Origin of the sequence: Streptomyces sp. NPDC056144 (genome assembly GCF_042264145.1) — a bacterium.
Classification (GTDB): Bacteria; Actinomycetota; Actinomycetes; order Streptomycetales; family Streptomycetaceae; genus Streptomyces.
Genome location: NZ_JBHJVF010000014.1, coordinates 118,430 through 132,959 on the forward strand (window position 1 = coordinate 118,430; position 14,530 = coordinate 132,959).

Genomic DNA, 14,530 nt, shown 5'->3' on the forward strand with positions numbered 1-14,530 from the left:
GGAGTCGCGGAGGCCGTCCGTCGCGGGCGTCGGCGCGGTCCTGGAGCGTTATCCACCCCATGTCCGGGAGGACCACTTCACATGGCCAAGATCATCGCGTTCGACGAGGAGGCCCGGCGCGGTCTCGAGCGCGGCATGAACCAGCTCGCTGACGCCGTCAAGGTCACCCTCGGCCCCAAGGGCCGCAACGTCGTCCTCGAGAAGAAGTGGGGCGCCCCCACGATCACCAACGATGGTGTCTCCATCGCCAAGGAGATCGAGCTCGAGGACCCGTACGAGAAGATCGGCGCCGAGCTGGTCAAGGAAGTCGCCAAGAAGACGGACGACGTCGCCGGCGACGGTACGACCACCGCCACCGTTCTCGCCCAGGCGCTCGTCCGCGAGGGCCTCCGCAACGTCGCCGCGGGTGCCAACCCGATGGCCCTCAAGCGCGGCATCGAGAAGGCCGTCGAGGCCGTCTCCGGCGCCCTGCTCGAGCAGGCGAAGGATGTCGAGACCAAGGAGCAGATCGCTTCCACGGCCTCCATCTCCGCCGCCGACACCCAGATCGGCGAGCTCATCGCCGAGGCGATGGACAAGGTCGGCAAGGAAGGCGTCATCACCGTCGAGGAGTCCCAGACCTTCGGTCTGGAGCTGGAGCTCACCGAGGGTATGCGCTTCGACAAGGGCTACATCTCGGCGTACTTCGCCACCGACATGGAGCGCATGGAGTCGTCCCTCGACGACCCGTACCTCCTGATCGTCAACTCCAAGATCTCCTCCGTGAAGGACCTCCTTCCGCTCCTGGAGAAGGTCATGCAGTCGGGCAAGCCGCTGCTGATCATCGCCGAGGACGTCGAGGGCGAGGCCCTGTCGACCCTGGTCGTCAACAAGATCCGCGGCACCTTCAAGTCCGTCGCGGTCAAGGCCCCGGGCTTCGGCGACCGTCGCAAGGCCATGCTGAACGACATCGCCATCCTCACCGGCGGCACGGTCATCTCCGAGGAGGTCGGCCTCAAGCTGGAGAACGCGGGCCTCGACCTGCTGGGCCGCGCCCGCAAGGTCGTCATCACCAAGGACGAGACCACCATCGTCGACGGTGCCGGTGACAGCGAGCAGGTCGCCGGTCGCGTGAACCAGATCCGCGCCGAGATCGAGAACTCCGACTCGGACTACGACCGCGAGAAGCTCCAGGAGCGCCTCGCGAAGCTGGCCGGCGGCGTGGCCGTCATCAAGGCCGGTGCCGCGACCGAGGTCGAGCTCAAGGAGCGCAAGCACCGCATCGAGGACGCCGTTCGCAACGCGAAGGCGGCCGTCGAGGAGGGCATCGTCGCCGGCGGTGGCGTCGCCCTCGTCCAGGCCGACGGTGTGTTCGACAAGCTGGAGCTCTCGGGTGACGAGGCCACCGGTGCCGACATCGTCCGCAAGGCGCTCGACGCCCCGCTGAAGCAGATCGCCGTCAACGCCGGCCTCGAGGGCGGCGTCGTGGCGGAGAAGGTCCGCAACCTGCCCGTCGGCCACGGCCTCAACGCCGCGACCAACGAGTACGTCGACCTCATCGCCGAGGGCATCATCGACCCGGCGAAGGTCACGCGCTCCGCGCTGCAGAACGCCGCGTCGATCGCCGCGCTGTTCCTCACCACCGAGGCCGTCATCGCCGACAAGCCGGAGAAGGCGGGCGCGCCCGCCGGCGGCGGCATGCCGGGCGGTGACATGGACTTCTGATCCCCAGGGATCGGTGGTTCATCGCTGAACGCGACCGAGGGCGGCACTCCCCGTGTGGGGGTGCCGCCCTCGGGCGTTCCGTGGATCCTGGAGGGGAAGCCCCCCTCGGAAGGGATCGCTCTCATGGTCACGCTGCTGACGACACCGTCCGACCGGGAGCTGGTCATCACCAGCACCTTCGACGCCCCGCCGGGCCGCCTCTGGGAGGCGTGGACGCGCCCCGAGCAGGTACGGGAGTGGTACGGCTCCTCCGCGCTGACCACGACGGTCGTCGACGTCGACCTGCGGGTGGGCGGCGCCTGGCGCTGGGGGCAGACCGCGCCCGACGGCCAGGAGATCGTCTTCTCCGGTACGTACGAGGAGGTCGTCCCGGCCGAGCGGCTCGACTACACGGAGGTCTTCGAGCAGATGCCGGACGCCGATCCGGTCCGCGTCACCCTCACCTTCGACGCGACGCCCGACGGCGGGACCGCGCTGACCAGTACGTCGGTCTGGCCCTCGAACGAGATCAGGGACCAGGCGCTCGCGGCGGGGATGGAGGCGGGCGTGCGGGAGCAGTACGACCGGCTGGCGGCGTACCTGAAGGGGGCTTAGACCTGCGCCTCGCGCCACATCGACCACAGCTTCGGGCCGCCGCCGGGCAGGCGGAGTTCCTCGCGCACGGCGAAGCCGAAGTGCGCGTAGAAGGGGAGGTTGCTCTCCTTCGAGGACTCCAGGTAGACGGGCAGGCCGGCCGCGTCGGCCTGGGCGAGGCCGGAGCGGAGGAGTGCGGCGCCGTGGCCCTGGCCCTGGGCGGCCGGGTCGGCGCCGATGACGGCCAGGAACCAGTGCGGTTCCTCGGGGGTGTGCGCCTCGGAGGCGGCGACGGCCTGCCCGAAGAGGGGCGCGGTGTCGCCGAGGAGGGCGGTGAGCTCGGCGATGGTGCCGGCATCGGGCGCGGCCTTCTCGGCGGCTTCGGCCGGAACCCAGAACGCCGCCGCGGACTCGGTGAGTTCGCAGACGGCGTTCTGGGCGTACTGGCGGGTGAAGAGGGTGGAGAAGTAGCGGCCGAGCGTCTCCTCGCGGGTGGCCGCGTCGGGGAAGAAGAACCCCATCATCGGGTCGTCGTGGAAGGCGCGGGCCAGGGAGCGGCTGACGGAGTCGGCGTCGTCGAGGGTGGCTGTTTTCGGGGAGTTGGGGCTGTTGGGGTGGTTGGGTGCATTAGTCGTCTTTGACATGCGGCCATTGTGCACCCGAGATGATCATGAAATCCGGCCGGGGTCAGCGGCGGAAGAGCCCCGTCCAGAGGAAGGACTCCCCGAAGCGCTCCGACTCCGCCGGTTCGTCGCGCATGCGCCGGATCTCGACCTCGTTCAGGTCGGCGAAGAGCGCGCGCAACTCGTCGGCGGTGAAGGCGAGTCCGCCGTCCAGCCGCCCCTTCCGGTAGAAGTCGGCGTCCGGCAGCTCCGAGCCCATGCCGCCCTCGCCGGCGGCGAACTGGGTGAGCGCGAAGTGCCCGCCGGGCGCGAGGACGCGGCCGAGGAGCGCGAGGTAGCTGACGCGGCGGTGCGGGGGCAGGTGGTGGAGGCAGCCGGAGTCGTAGACGAGGTCGTACGGGCCGTCGATTTCGTCGATCCCGTCGGCGGCGAAGGCGTTCCCGTTCACGAACCTGATGGCGCCCTCCGCGCCCGTCTCACGGGCCCGTTCCGCCGCCCAGGCGAGGGCGGTGGCGGACAGGTCGACCGCGTCGACCTCGTATCCGAGCGAGGCGAGGTAGACGGTGTTCCGGCCGGGCCCGCACCCCAGGTCGAGCACCCGCCCGCCCTTCGGGAGCAGCCCCCTCTCCGCGTACGAGACGAGGTTCTCGTCCGGCTTGGGGACGAAGAACGGCACCGGCTTGTCCCGGTCCGCGTAGAACCCGTCCCACCAGCCGGCCCCGTCCTCCGACCACCGGTCGGCATCGGGCGCGAAGAGCCCGTCGAGCAGGCTCAGGACGTCCTCGACCGTGCGGATGTCACGGCGGGCGAGGCTGTTGCGGTCCATGGAAATCCCCCTCCAAGTAGGTCTCCAGGATAGGGGAGTTGGGGGAGAAAGTGCAGGTCAGAGGTGGTGTGGGGAGGGTCGGGGAGGGCCCTGGGCGGCCCGCCGCGAGGCGGCTGGACCCCGGGGGTGCGGGGGAGGGCGTACGCCTCCGCACAGGTCCCCTGAGGGGCCGGAAAGGGCCCTTTTAGGCCCCGCCCGGCACGCTTTCTCGACCGGAATCCGTCCTTACGGAGCGACCAGCGCCGGGTCCTGGCCGGCGCGGGCGAGGGAGTCGGCGACGAAGCCGTTCGCCTTCAGGTCCTCGACCGTTTCGCGGAGGAAGGCGACGGTCTCGGGGGCGCGGTCGACCGTGGTGCCGACCGCCTGGCGGATCTCCATGAAGCGGTCCTCGATGAGGCGTACGTGCTCCGCGTGGGCGGCGGCGTACGCCGTCATCGGCTGCCGGATGCCCGCGCCCGCCTCCAGGCCCTCGGCGCGGAAGACGTCCACGCCCTCGTCGCCGCGCACGACGGTCGCGTGGGCGAGGGAGCGGGACAGGAACAGGTCGTAGGCCGAGCCCTGCTTCACGCCGATACGGACGCCGGGGGCGTCGACCTCGTCCACCGTGGTCAGCGCCGAGTCGCGCGGGACGGCGTACACGCCCTCGATGACGACGTACGGGGCCGTGAACGCGACCTCCTTCTCGCGTGCCGGGTCCACGGCCAGGAAGCAGAGGTCGGCCCGGCCCTCCGCCATCGCGTCGAAGGACTTCCGCGCCGCGTCGAAGCAGAGCAGCTCGACGGGGAGCCCGAGGCGGGCGCCGATCTCCCGTGCGAGGTCGACGGTGATGCCGGAGGGCGCGTCGGGGGTGCCCTGGGCGAGGACGGGGTTGCCGAGGTTGACGGAGGCGCGGAGGGTGCCGGTGGGGGCGAGGTCGGCGGCGATGGCGGTGAGGTCGGCGGCGGTGCCGGTGGTGCCGGAGGTGTTGGCTGCGGCGTTGGCGGAGTCCGGGGTGGTGGTCATGGGGCGGATGATCTCCCAGGTCCCTCCACGACGCCAACGCCCGCACGGAACGCCCCCCGCCCGCCCGGGGGTTGCCCCCACCCACCGTCCGCATGCCTGCCGGATGGGGCGCCGGAGCCGGTTCCGGAAGGCTGTGCGCATGACAACGAATCGCGGTCGCAAGGCCCTCCTCCTCGCCCTGTCCGCCACCGCCGTCGCGGGTGTCGCCCTCTCCGGCCCCGCCGCCGTGGCGGCGCCGGAGTCCGCGCCCGGGCTCGCGTGGGGCGCGTGCGCGCCCACCGTGCGGCCGCTGCCGGGGCAGGAGTGCGCCACCCTCTCCGTACCGCTGGACTACGCCGACCCCGACGGCGAGCAGATCGGGCTCGCGGTCTCCCGGATCGCGAGCACGCGGCCCGAGGCGCGGCGCGGGGCGCTCATGGTGATCCCGGGCGGGCCCGGGAGCTCCGGGGTGCAGCGGCTCGCGCAGAAGGGCGCGGCGCTGGAGCGGGAGACGGCCGGGGCGTACGACCTGGTGGCGTTCGACCCGCGCGGGATCGGCGGCTCGGCGAAGGCGCGGTGCGGGCTCGACGAGGGCGACCGGTGGATGGTGACGCTGCGGTCGTGGCCGGGGGCGGACGGCGGGATCGACGCGAACGTGGCCCGGTCGAAGCGGATCGCGGAGGCGTGCGCCCGGAACGGCGGCGCGATGCTGCGCGGGCTGACGACGGCGAACCAGGTACGGGACATGGAGCGGCTGCGGCAGGCGCTCGGCGAGCGGAAGCTGTCGGCGTGGAGCGTGTCGTACGGGACGTACGTGGCGGCCGCGTACGCCGAGAGGTACCCGGAGCGGACCGACCGCTGGGTCCTGGACAGCAGCAACGACCCGGACCCGAAGCGGGTCGCGCGCGGCTGGCTCGAAGGCATGGCCCGGGGCGCCGAGGACCGCTTCCCGGACTTCGCGGCCTGGGCCGCGCACCCGGACCGGGCGGCCGAGGGGCTGCGGCTCGCGGAGCGGCCGGAGGACGTACGGGGACGGGTCCTGGCCCTGGCGGCCCGCCTGGACCGCGAGCCGCACGCCACGGTCCTGCCGGGCGAGCCCGCGGCGCCCGGCGTCCCGCTCACGGGGACGATGCTGCTCCAGGCCCTCCAGCAGGCCCTGTACTCCGACGCCGCCTTCCCCGCCTTCGCCCGCCTCGTGGCGGACGCCTCCGACCCGGACGGCAAGCCCGTCCTCCCGCGCGAGCTGGCGGGCGCGATGCCGGACGACGCGGCGGCCGTGACGGTCGGCGTGATCTGCAACGACGTGAACTGGCCGGCGTCCGTCCCGGCGTACGAGCGCGCGGTCGCCACCGACCGCGCCCGCCACCCCCTGACGGCCGGCATGCCGGCCAACATCACGCCCTGCTCCTTCTGGAAGGGCGGCGCGGCCGAGAAGCCGGTCCGCATCACCGACCGGGGCCCGTCCAACATCCTGATGATCCAGAACCTCCGCGACCCGTCCACCCCGTACGCCAACGGCCTGAAGATGCGCGCGGCCCTCGGCGCCCGCGCCCGCCTCGTCTCCGTCGACCACGGCGGCCACGGCGTCTACCTGGGCAACGGCAACGCGTGCGGCGACACGACGGTCACCCGCTACCTGACGGAGGGCGTGCGCCCGGCGCGGGACGTGCTCTGCCGGTGACGGGTCGGGGACGCGCGAGGGCCCGGCGGCTGTGTGCCGCCGGGCCCTTCCCCGTACCGCTGTGTGTGGCGCCGCGTGCGGCGTCGTGTGTCAGACCTTCACCGGTTCCTGCTCCGGCTTCGTCTCCGGGGTGGTCGTGGCCGGGGTGGCCGCCGCGCCCTCACTCACCGCGGGGGTCGCCGTCGCCGCCTGTGCCTCCGTGTCCACGTTGAACTCCTCCAGGAGGCCCTTGTTGAAGCCCCAGAAGTAGGTGGCGAGGAAGCCGACCGCGTAGCCGACCAGGAGGCCGCCCGCGTAGATGGCGATCGTTTCGCCGAGGCCCTTGTTGCCGTCGAGGAGGGGGAAGAGGGCCCAGCCCGAGGGGCCGATCGCGGTGGAGCCGACCGAGGCGCCGAGCATCGAGAAGAAGCCGATGAACGCGCCGCCCGCCGCGCCGCCGACGCAGGCCGTGATGAACGGGCGGCCCAGGGGGAGCGAGACGCCGTAGATCAGGGGCTCGCCGACGCCCAGGAAGCCGGCCGGGAGGGCGGACTTGATGGTGCGGCGGATCGAGCCATTGCGGGGGAGCTTGAGGTAGACGGCCATGGCCGCGCCGACCTGGCCGGCGCCCGCCATCGCGAGGATGGGGAGGAGGACCGTGTAGCCCTGCTGCTCGATCAGCGTGGTGTGGATCGGGATCAGGGCCTGGTGCAGGCCGAGCATCACGAGCGGGAGGAACAGGCCGCCGAGGAGGAGGCCGGCGCCGGCGCCCGCGTTGGCGAGGAGCCAGTTCGCGGCCTCGCCGATCGCCGTGGAGATCTCACCGGCGACGAACATCAGGCCGTAGATCGTGACCAGGCCGGAGATCAGGACGGTGAGGGTCGGGGTGACCAGGACGTCCAGGGCCTCGGGGACCCAGCGTCGGCACCACTTCTCCACGTACACCGCGAGGACCGCCGCGCCGAGCGCGCCGAGCACGCCGCCCTGGCCGGGGGAGAGCGTCTGGCCGAAGACGTCGATCTTCGCGACGCCCGCGAAGACGATGATCGAGGCGACCGCGCCGCCGAGGATCGCCGTACCGCCGAACTCCTTCGCCGTGTTGTAGCCGACGAAGACCGCGATGAGGGCCATGAAGCCGCTCGCGATGGCGGCGAGCGCGGGGGTGACGCCGGGCAGCCAGCCGAGGTTGATCAGCAGGCCGTTGAGGCCGGCGATGATGCCGCAGCCGATGAGGGCGGGGATCAGCGGGACGAAGATGTTCGCGATCTTGCGCAGGAACAGCTTGAACGGGGTGGCGTTCTTCTGCTTCTGCGCCGCCTTGATCGCGGCGCCCTGCGCGGCCAGGTCGTCGGCGCCGGAGGCGCCCGAGGCGGCGGGGGTTTCCGGCTTCGGGGCCTCGGCGATCAGGGCCTCGAACTCCGGGGTCACGCGGGCGACCTTCCCGGGGCCGAGGACGATCTGGTACGTCTCGTCCTCCACCACACCCATCACGTCGGGCAGGGCCTTGAGGGCCTCGTCCTGGACGAGCGAGCGGTCCCGCAGGCCCAGCCGGAGGCGGGTCATGCAGTGGGCTACGGAGCTGATGTTCTCGGCGCCGCCGACGAGGGGGAGGATCGCGGCGGCGATGGCGCGGTTCTTGTCGTCTGTGCTCATGGTGCGGTGGCCTTGCTGTACGGGGGTGGGGGGAGGCGCGGGCGGCGTCAGCCGGCTGCGTGCAGCGCTGCGCGCAGGTGGCCCTGGGATGCGGTGAGCCGGGCGGCGGCGGTGGGGGCGTCGACGTCGGCGAGGATCATGAGGATCGCGTTCTTCACCTCCCCGTCGGCGGCGGCGAGGGCCTTCTCGATCTGCTCGTCCGGCGCGCCGGTGGCCAGCGCGACGATCCGCCGCGAACGGGCCTGGAGCTTCTCGTTGGAGGCGCGGACGTCGACCATGAGGTTCCCGTACGTCTTGCCCAGACGGATCATGGTGATCGTCGAGATCATGTTGAGGACGAGCTTCTGGGCCGTACCCGCCTTGAGCCGGGTCGAGCCGGTGAGGAGCTCGGGACCGGGGACGACCTCGATGCCGTGCTCGGCGGCGGCGGCGAGCGCGCTGTCCGCGTTGCAGGAGAGGCCGATGGTCAGCGCGCCGACGGTACGGGCGTGCTCGACGGCCCCGATGGCGTACGGCGTACGGCCGGAGGCGGAGATGCCGACCACGGTGTCGTCGGCGGTCAGGCCGAGCGCCGTCAGGTCCTCGACCGCGAGCTCCTTGGAGTCCTCGGCGCCTTCGACGGCCTTCACCATGGCAGACGGGCCGCCCGCGATGAGGCCCACGACCTGGGACGGGTCGGTGTTGAAGGTCGGCGGGCACTCGCTGGCGTCCAGGACGCCGAGCCGGCCGGCCGTGCCCGCGCCCATGTAGATCAGCCGGCCGCCGCGGGCCATGCGCTCGGCGGTGGCCTCGATCGCGGCGGCGATGGCGGGCAGCTCGCGGGCGACGGCGGCGGGGACGGCCTGGTCCTCGCCGTTCATCGTCCGGGCGATCTCCAGCGTGGACAGCCGGTCGATCTCGGCGAGCTCGGGGCGGAAGGCCTCGGTGCTCAGCGTGGCGAGCTGGGCGCGGAGTTCGGAGTACGTGGACGTGGTGGGAGTGGACATGGGGTGCTCTTTCGGTGCGTCGACGACGGTGTCTCGGCGGTTGGGGCGGGGTGCGGTCCGTGGGGGGCCCGCGGGTGTGGGGGGTGTGGGTGTGGGTGTGGGTGTGGGTGTGTGGGGTGTGGCTGTTGGGCGGGGGCCGGGCGGCTATCTGCTCCGGGGGGAGTGGCGGTGGGCGAGGGCTTCGTACGAGGCGGCGAGGGCAGGGGCCGCCGTCTCGTACGTACGCTGGGTGACGCAGGTGAACAGGCAGTCCACGACCAGCAGTTGGCTGGTGCGGGACGACATGGCCGCGGGGCGGAGTTCGCTCTCGCGGGCGGTCGAGGTGGTCAGGATGTGGTCGGCGTACTGCGTGACCGGCGCGTCCGGGCGGCCCGTGATCGCGACCGTGGTCGCGCCGTGGTCGAAGGCCACTCGCAGCGGCTCTATGACGTCGCCGGTGGAGCCGGAGTGCGTGATGGCGATGGCGACGTCGCCGGAGCGGAGCTGGACGGCGTTGGTGACGGCCAGGTGCGGGTCGCTGTGCGCGTGCGCGATCAGGCCGATCCGGAGCAGCTTCTGCGCGAGGTCCTGGGCGACGAGGCCGGAGGCCCCGACGCCGTAGATGTCGACGCGGCGGGCGGCGGCGAGCGCGGTGACGGCGGCGCCGAGCTGGACGGTGTCGAGTCCGGCGGCGGTGTCGGCGAGCGTCTGCTGCTCGTCGTAGGCGAGCTTGGCGACGACGTCGGCGACCGGGTCGTCGACCGCGATGTCGGCGGTGACGGCGGGCGCGCGGCCGGACTGCTGCTGGGCGGCGAGGCCGGCGAGCGCGAGCCGGAGGTCGCGGTAGCCGGGGTAGCCGAGGAGCCGGGCGGTCCGGACGACGGTCGCCTCGCTCGTCCCGGTGAGCTCGGCGAGGCCGGTGACCGTGAGGGCGGCGCAGCCGGCCGGGTCGCCGGCGACGGCTTCGGCGACCCGCTGCATCGAGCGGGTCATGGAGGGCGCGAGGGTCCGCACCTTGGCCGCGAGGGCGGCGGGCGCGGGCGGAGCGTCGCTCCTGAAAGTTTCCTTCACTTCATTGGTCACACGTGAAAGATACTTTCGGCGGTGCGGGACCGACAAGACCTTTACGGTCCCGACTGGGTCCCGGAAACGGAGGGGACCTTCGTCCTTTCGCGCCCCCGGGGGACAATGAGTCCATGGATGAGATCGACCCCGTCGAGCAGGCGCTGCACACCGCCCGCGCGCTGGTACTGGCCGACCTGGTGGCACGGGACGTGGCCGCCGCCGAGGTCGTGTCGATGGTGGAGGACGCGGTGACCCACCGGCGCTGGTGGGTCGAGCAGTGGCCGGAAGGTACGGAGTACGTCGCCGGCCTCGTCGCCCAGGACGTCCAGGACGCCCTGCTCGAACAGTACGGCCGCTGGCCCCTCTGCCCGGTCTGCTCCTCGGGCGACCCGCACGCCCTCGACGTGGAACCGGAGCTGGGCCCGGACCCGCACTGGGTGTGCGGGAAGCAGGGCGTGGTGGTCGCGCCGGTGGGCGGCCTGACGTGAGAGACGTGGTGGTCTCCGGATGACCCTCTACATCGACCCGCCGACCTGGCCCGGCCACGGCCGCATGTGGTCGCACCTGGTCAGCGACGTCTCCTTCGAGGAGCTCCACGCCTTCGCCGCCGCGATCGGCGCCCCGCCGCGCGCCTTCGAACGCGACCACTACGACATCCCGTCGGACCGCTACGCGGACGCGGTCGCGGGCGGCGCGGTCGAGGTCGGCTCGAAGGAACTCCTCCGCCGCCTGACGGACGCGGGCCTGCGCCGCCCGAAGAACAGGCCGCCGGCCGCCCCGGAGGAAGCCAGGGACGACCGCTCGTGAGTCGGCTTCTCGGCCTGGTGCGTTGATCCGATCGCCGTGGCGAGGGGTGGCGAGTGCTGGCGAAATGAAGGTTCTTATGTCCTGATCAAGTGTCAAAGAGCAGTGAGAATACGGAAATCGGCATCTGTGATCTGCGCGACACCCGCGCACCCCTCATGATCATCAACTGTTACCGACCGTGACTCACGGTGATGGGGCGCCCTCCGCGCCTCCCGCTGGGGGAACGCCTTCACTCCCCCGCCGGTATGGGTTTTGGCGAATTCTGTGAGGCGAATCACACGTCTATCTCACCCCTTGTCACGTGTAACGCTAGCGGTGAGTGACCCCCGGCACGGAGTGCCACCACGGAGCGCAATGGGCGCTCGTTATCGCTGACGCGGGGTCATGTGGTGGACTTCTCTCAGCGGTTCACCCGAACTTCCTCCAGGGTCAGAGGGTTTCTGGGCGTCGATCGGGCTGAGAAGCCCGGTGGCCCTGGATGCACCAGGGAAGCTGAGGTGAAAGGGGAGTCCCCGAAATGGGACGAGCCGTCCGCAAGAAGTCGAAGCGTGCGCGTTCCTCGCGAGCGCAGCCGTACAAGGCGCCGGCGCGGTCCCCGCGCTCGGAGCAGGTTCTGAAGGTGGCCAAGGTGTGGGCCGCCGTCGCCTGGGCCATGTACTGCACGTTGCTGGTCCTTGGGCAGCTGCCCGACTGGGCCGCCCCCTGGCGGTGGTAACTACCACCTGCCAGGAGTCGACACCGCAGTAACGGCGGGGGGCCCTCATGGTTTTGCAGGCCGGGGGCCCCTTTGCCGTACTTAGGAATACCTCAGCTAAGTTGCCGCGAGGTATTGCAGGCACCACCATCGCACGGAGTCTGCGGAGCTCGCCATGGGCGGTTCGATCTCCGGGCCGTCCGACCGCCGGTCGCTGCCGTTGAACGCGCCTTGCGGATCAACACAGTGTGTGAGCACGAGCGCCCTCCAGCTGCACCATCACGGTCCTTTGAATCCCAGGGAAGATCATTCGGCAGTCCCGATGCGAGTCATCTCGCACTTTTGTGCCCATATGCACGCTTTCGAGGGCCTGATTCCCGTCGGCCGACGGGAATCAGGCCCAGGCAGTTCTGGCGCGGGCAGCGCTAGTACAGGTAGTGCCCTGACGACAGGAACAGCACGGCCAGGACCCCGTTGACCGCCGCCACCGCGTAGAGGACGCCGAGCGGGGCGCGCGGGCGGGTGCCCGGGAGGAGGGTCTGGCGCCAGGCGAGGGCCGCGAGCAGGACGCCGGCGGCGACCAGCAGGTACTCGGCGCCGGTGAAGTACGGGGCGGCTCCGCTGATGGCGACGATCCCGAGGACGGCGAATGCCACGCCGGGCCCGTCGGACCGCGCGGAGAGGCCACCGGGCTGGGGGCGCACCTGGGGTGCGACGAGCGCCACGGCGACGAGGGTGAGCGAGACGGTGGCGTACATCCACCAGCGCCACTCCCACCCCCACGGGAGCAGCCACGCGCACAGCACGCCGAGCGCCGGGCCCAGACCCGCGACGGCGGCGTAGGTGCCGAAGGCCTTGCGGGGGCCGGAGAGGGAGCCCATCAGGCCGGGCACGGACGCCGTCACCAGCGCCGCGAAGACGCCTTGCAGCACGCGGGCCGTCATCCACATGCCGGAGCCGGTCGCGCTCGCGCCGATCGCGGAGGCGACGGCGAAGCCGACGAGGCCGGAGACCAGCACCGTCTTGCGCCCGGCGCGGCCGGCGAGGCGGGCGCCGAAGGGCAGGACGAGGAGGAAGGCGAGCGGGTAGAGGACGGGCATCACGTCCAGGTAGACGGTGTCCGACAGCTTCAGGTCCTCGGCGGGGAGCCCCAGGTCGTAGCGGGCGCCGTGCCAGATCATCGCCAGGCCGGAGAACGCCGCCTCGACGAGGACGACGAACTGCGCGAACGCGAGGGCGAGCAGTCCGCGCCCGGGGGCGGCCCCGGAAGGAGCAGGGGCCGGGGCGTACGCGGGAGCGGTGGGCGCGTACGCGGGAGGCGGCGGGACGGCGACGACGGGCGCGGCGGGCGCGGCGGGCACGGCGGGCGTCGTAGGTGTCACCGCGACGGCCGCCCCGGCGGGCGCGTAATCGAGCAGGTGCGCCGCCCGCCGCCCGAGCTGCGCGAGCACGGTCCCGGGAAGCCACTCGCCCTCGCCCGTGACGGCGTGGGTCCGCGCCGCCACCTCGCTCGGCGTCGGCCGCTTCGCCGGGTCCTTCTCCAGGCACGCGCGGACGAGGTCGACGAGCGCGTCCGGTACGCCGGTCAGGTCCGCCTCCTCCTCGGCGACGCGGAAGAGGTGGGCGTTCAGGCCGGTGTCCGTGGCGCCGAAGAGGAGACGTCCCGTGGCGGCGTACACGAGGAGCGCGCCGAGGCAGAACACATCGGAAGCGGGGGTGAGTTCGAGCCCGCGGACCTGCTCGGGGGACATGAACCCGGGGGAGCCGATGAGCATCCCGGTCCGGGTGTGCAGACTGTCGCCCGCCAGGCTGTCCATCGCCCGCGCGATGCCGAAGTCGATGACGCGGGGGCCGTCGACGGTGACGAGGACGTTCGAGGGCTTGAGGTCGCGGTGGATGAGTCCGGCCGCGTGCACGGCCTGGAGGGCGAGGGCGAGCCGGTTGGCGAGGGTGCGGACGGAGTGCTCGGGCAGCGGCCCGAAGTCGCGGGCGACGACGGAGGTGAGGTCCGGACCCGGGATGTACTGGGTCGCCACCCACGGCACGGCGGCCTCGGTGTCGGCGTCGAGGACGTCGGCGGTCCAGTCCCCGCCGACCCGCCGCGCGGCGGCCACCTCGCGCGCGAACCGCCGCCGGAACTCGGGATGCTGGGCGTGCTCGGCCTGGACGACCTTGACGGCGACGGTACGGCCGAGGTCGGAGCGGCCCAGATACACCAGCCCCATCCCGCCCGCGCCGAGGCGGGCGATGAGCCGGTACGGACCTATGTAGGCGGGGTCCTCCCCCGTCAGCTGTTCCACGGCGGCGGTGATCCCCCCGGATGCGTGCACGGATCACTCAAGGTAGAGCACGCTTCCGGGGCGCCGCCGACGTTTCACGAGACCGCTTGGATCGGCATACGGGAAGCGCCCGCTTCTCCGCTCAGCTCGTGATCAACGCGGCTGGGCCGTCTTCGAGGGGACGAGGCGGGTGCCGGACCAGTCCTCGCCGACGCTGACGGCGGAGGTCCGGGACAGGCCCGCGGAGATGGCGGCTTCGGCGACGTCGGAGGGCTCGACGTATCCGTGGCGGCCGACCTTGGGGGTGAGGACCCAGATCGCCCCGTTCCGCGCCAGCGGGCCGAGTGCGCCGACGAGCGCGTCCGTCAGGTCGCCGTCGTCCTCCCGCCACCACAGCAGGACCACGCCCACGGTCTCGGTCGCCTGCTCGTCGAGGAGCTCCCTGCCGGTGCGCTCCTCCACCACGGGCCGGAGCGAGTCGTCACAGTCCTCGTCCCAGCCGAGCTCCTGGACGACCGCGCCCGGTTCGATGCCGAGCTTGTCCGCGATGCTTGCCGTGCTTGTCATCTGGCGTTCCCTTGCTTGTCTGGGCGGCCGTGCCATGGTCGCGCCTCGGTCCGCCCTCGGTGCGGCGGAACGGTGAAGGCAGGGACAAGACCACCCGGACGCGGTACGCCTCGACCGCGTTGGCGACCCGGTC

Annotated in this window: 14 protein-coding genes; 6 read left to right on the forward strand and 8 right to left on the reverse strand. The window is 72.1% G+C overall.

From position 1 onward, the window contains the following. The first annotated feature begins 81 nt into the window (after positions 1–81). Together groL and ACFC0Z_RS30925 are read left to right on the forward strand one after the other, a co-directional pair. Positions 82–1,704, forward strand: a complete 1,623-nt coding sequence (gene groL / locus ACFC0Z_RS30920; RefSeq protein ID WP_376444935.1) for a chaperonin GroEL — start codon at positions 82–84, stop codon at positions 1,702–1,704. A 123-nt stretch (positions 1,705–1,827) separates the two neighbouring features. Continuing rightward, positions 1,828–2,298, forward strand: a complete 471-nt coding sequence (locus ACFC0Z_RS30925; RefSeq protein WP_376444937.1) for an SRPBCC domain-containing protein — start codon at positions 1,828–1,830, stop codon at positions 2,296–2,298. Here ACFC0Z_RS30925 and ACFC0Z_RS30930 read toward each other — a convergent pair. The 3 genes from ACFC0Z_RS30930 to ACFC0Z_RS30940 all read right to left on the reverse strand — a co-directional run bounded on the left by ACFC0Z_RS30930 (position 2,295) and on the right by ACFC0Z_RS30940 (position 4,728). Further along, on the reverse strand, positions 2,295–2,921 hold the full coding sequence (locus tag ACFC0Z_RS30930) for a GNAT family N-acetyltransferase (protein ID WP_376444940.1): 627 nt from the start codon (positions 2,919–2,921) through the stop codon (positions 2,295–2,297). The two genes, ACFC0Z_RS30925 and ACFC0Z_RS30930, sit on opposite strands and share 4 nt — an antisense overlap. A 43-nt stretch (positions 2,922–2,964) precedes the next feature. Further along, the gene (locus ACFC0Z_RS30935; RefSeq protein ID WP_376444942.1) at positions 2,965–3,726 is read right to left on the reverse strand and encodes a class I SAM-dependent methyltransferase; all 762 of its coding nucleotides are present in this window, start codon (positions 3,724–3,726) and stop codon (positions 2,965–2,967) included. Between the two features lie 225 nt (positions 3,727–3,951). Then, complete coding sequence (locus ACFC0Z_RS30940) at positions 3,952–4,728, reverse strand: transporter substrate-binding domain-containing protein (protein ID WP_376444945.1); 777 nt, start codon at positions 4,726–4,728, stop codon at positions 3,952–3,954. Positions 4,729–4,867: 139 nt separating this feature from the next. On the opposite strand from ACFC0Z_RS30940, the gene ACFC0Z_RS30945 reads away from it, so the two are divergent. Further along, positions 4,868–6,388, forward strand: coding sequence for an alpha/beta hydrolase (locus ACFC0Z_RS30945; protein WP_376444947.1), 1,521 nt, complete (start codon positions 4,868–4,870; stop codon positions 6,386–6,388). A gap of 90 nt (positions 6,389–6,478) precedes the next feature. On the opposite strand, the gene ACFC0Z_RS30950 is transcribed toward ACFC0Z_RS30945, so the two are convergent. The 3 genes from ACFC0Z_RS30950 to ACFC0Z_RS30960 form a co-directional block, all read right to left on the reverse strand. Next, positions 6,479–8,020: a PTS transporter subunit EIIC gene (locus ACFC0Z_RS30950; RefSeq protein ID WP_376444949.1), complete on the reverse strand. Its 1,542-nt coding sequence runs from the start codon at positions 8,018–8,020 to the stop codon at positions 6,479–6,481. A gap of 47 nt (positions 8,021–8,067) precedes the next feature. Next, positions 8,068–9,006 (reverse strand): N-acetylmuramic acid 6-phosphate etherase, encoded by a 939-nt coding sequence (gene murQ, locus ACFC0Z_RS30955; protein WP_376444951.1) that lies wholly within the window; start codon positions 9,004–9,006, stop codon positions 8,068–8,070. 144 nt (positions 9,007–9,150) lie between these two features. Further along, positions 9,151–10,068 (reverse strand): MurR/RpiR family transcriptional regulator, encoded by a 918-nt coding sequence (locus ACFC0Z_RS30960; RefSeq protein WP_376444954.1) that lies wholly within the window; start codon positions 10,066–10,068, stop codon positions 9,151–9,153. Between the two features lie 113 nt (positions 10,069–10,181). Between ACFC0Z_RS30960 and ACFC0Z_RS30965 the strand changes: the two genes are divergently transcribed. From ACFC0Z_RS30965 to ACFC0Z_RS30975, 3 genes are all read left to right on the forward strand, one after another. Further along, positions 10,182–10,538, forward strand: a complete 357-nt coding sequence (locus ACFC0Z_RS30965; RefSeq protein ID WP_376444956.1) for a hypothetical protein — start codon at positions 10,182–10,184, stop codon at positions 10,536–10,538. Positions 10,539–10,557: 19 nt separating this feature from the next. Continuing rightward, the gene (locus ACFC0Z_RS30970; RefSeq protein WP_376444958.1) at positions 10,558–10,857 is read left to right on the forward strand and encodes a DUF4031 domain-containing protein; all 300 of its coding nucleotides are present in this window, start codon (positions 10,558–10,560) and stop codon (positions 10,855–10,857) included. Positions 10,858–11,374: 517 nt separating this feature from the next. Further along, positions 11,375–11,572: a hypothetical protein gene (locus ACFC0Z_RS30975; protein WP_376444961.1), complete on the forward strand. Its 198-nt coding sequence runs from the start codon at positions 11,375–11,377 to the stop codon at positions 11,570–11,572. A 404-nt stretch (positions 11,573–11,976) separates the two neighbouring features. Here the strand turns inward: ACFC0Z_RS30975 and ACFC0Z_RS30980 are convergent, their stop codons facing one another. Continuing rightward, positions 11,977–13,881, reverse strand: coding sequence for an MFS transporter (locus ACFC0Z_RS30980; RefSeq protein WP_376444964.1), 1,905 nt, complete (start codon positions 13,879–13,881; stop codon positions 11,977–11,979). 102 nt (positions 13,882–13,983) lie between these two features. Beyond that, the gene (locus tag ACFC0Z_RS30985; RefSeq protein WP_376444967.1) at positions 13,984–14,397 is read right to left on the reverse strand and encodes a DUF3052 domain-containing protein; all 414 of its coding nucleotides are present in this window, start codon (positions 14,395–14,397) and stop codon (positions 13,984–13,986) included. Positions 14,398–14,530 lie beyond the last annotated feature (133 nt).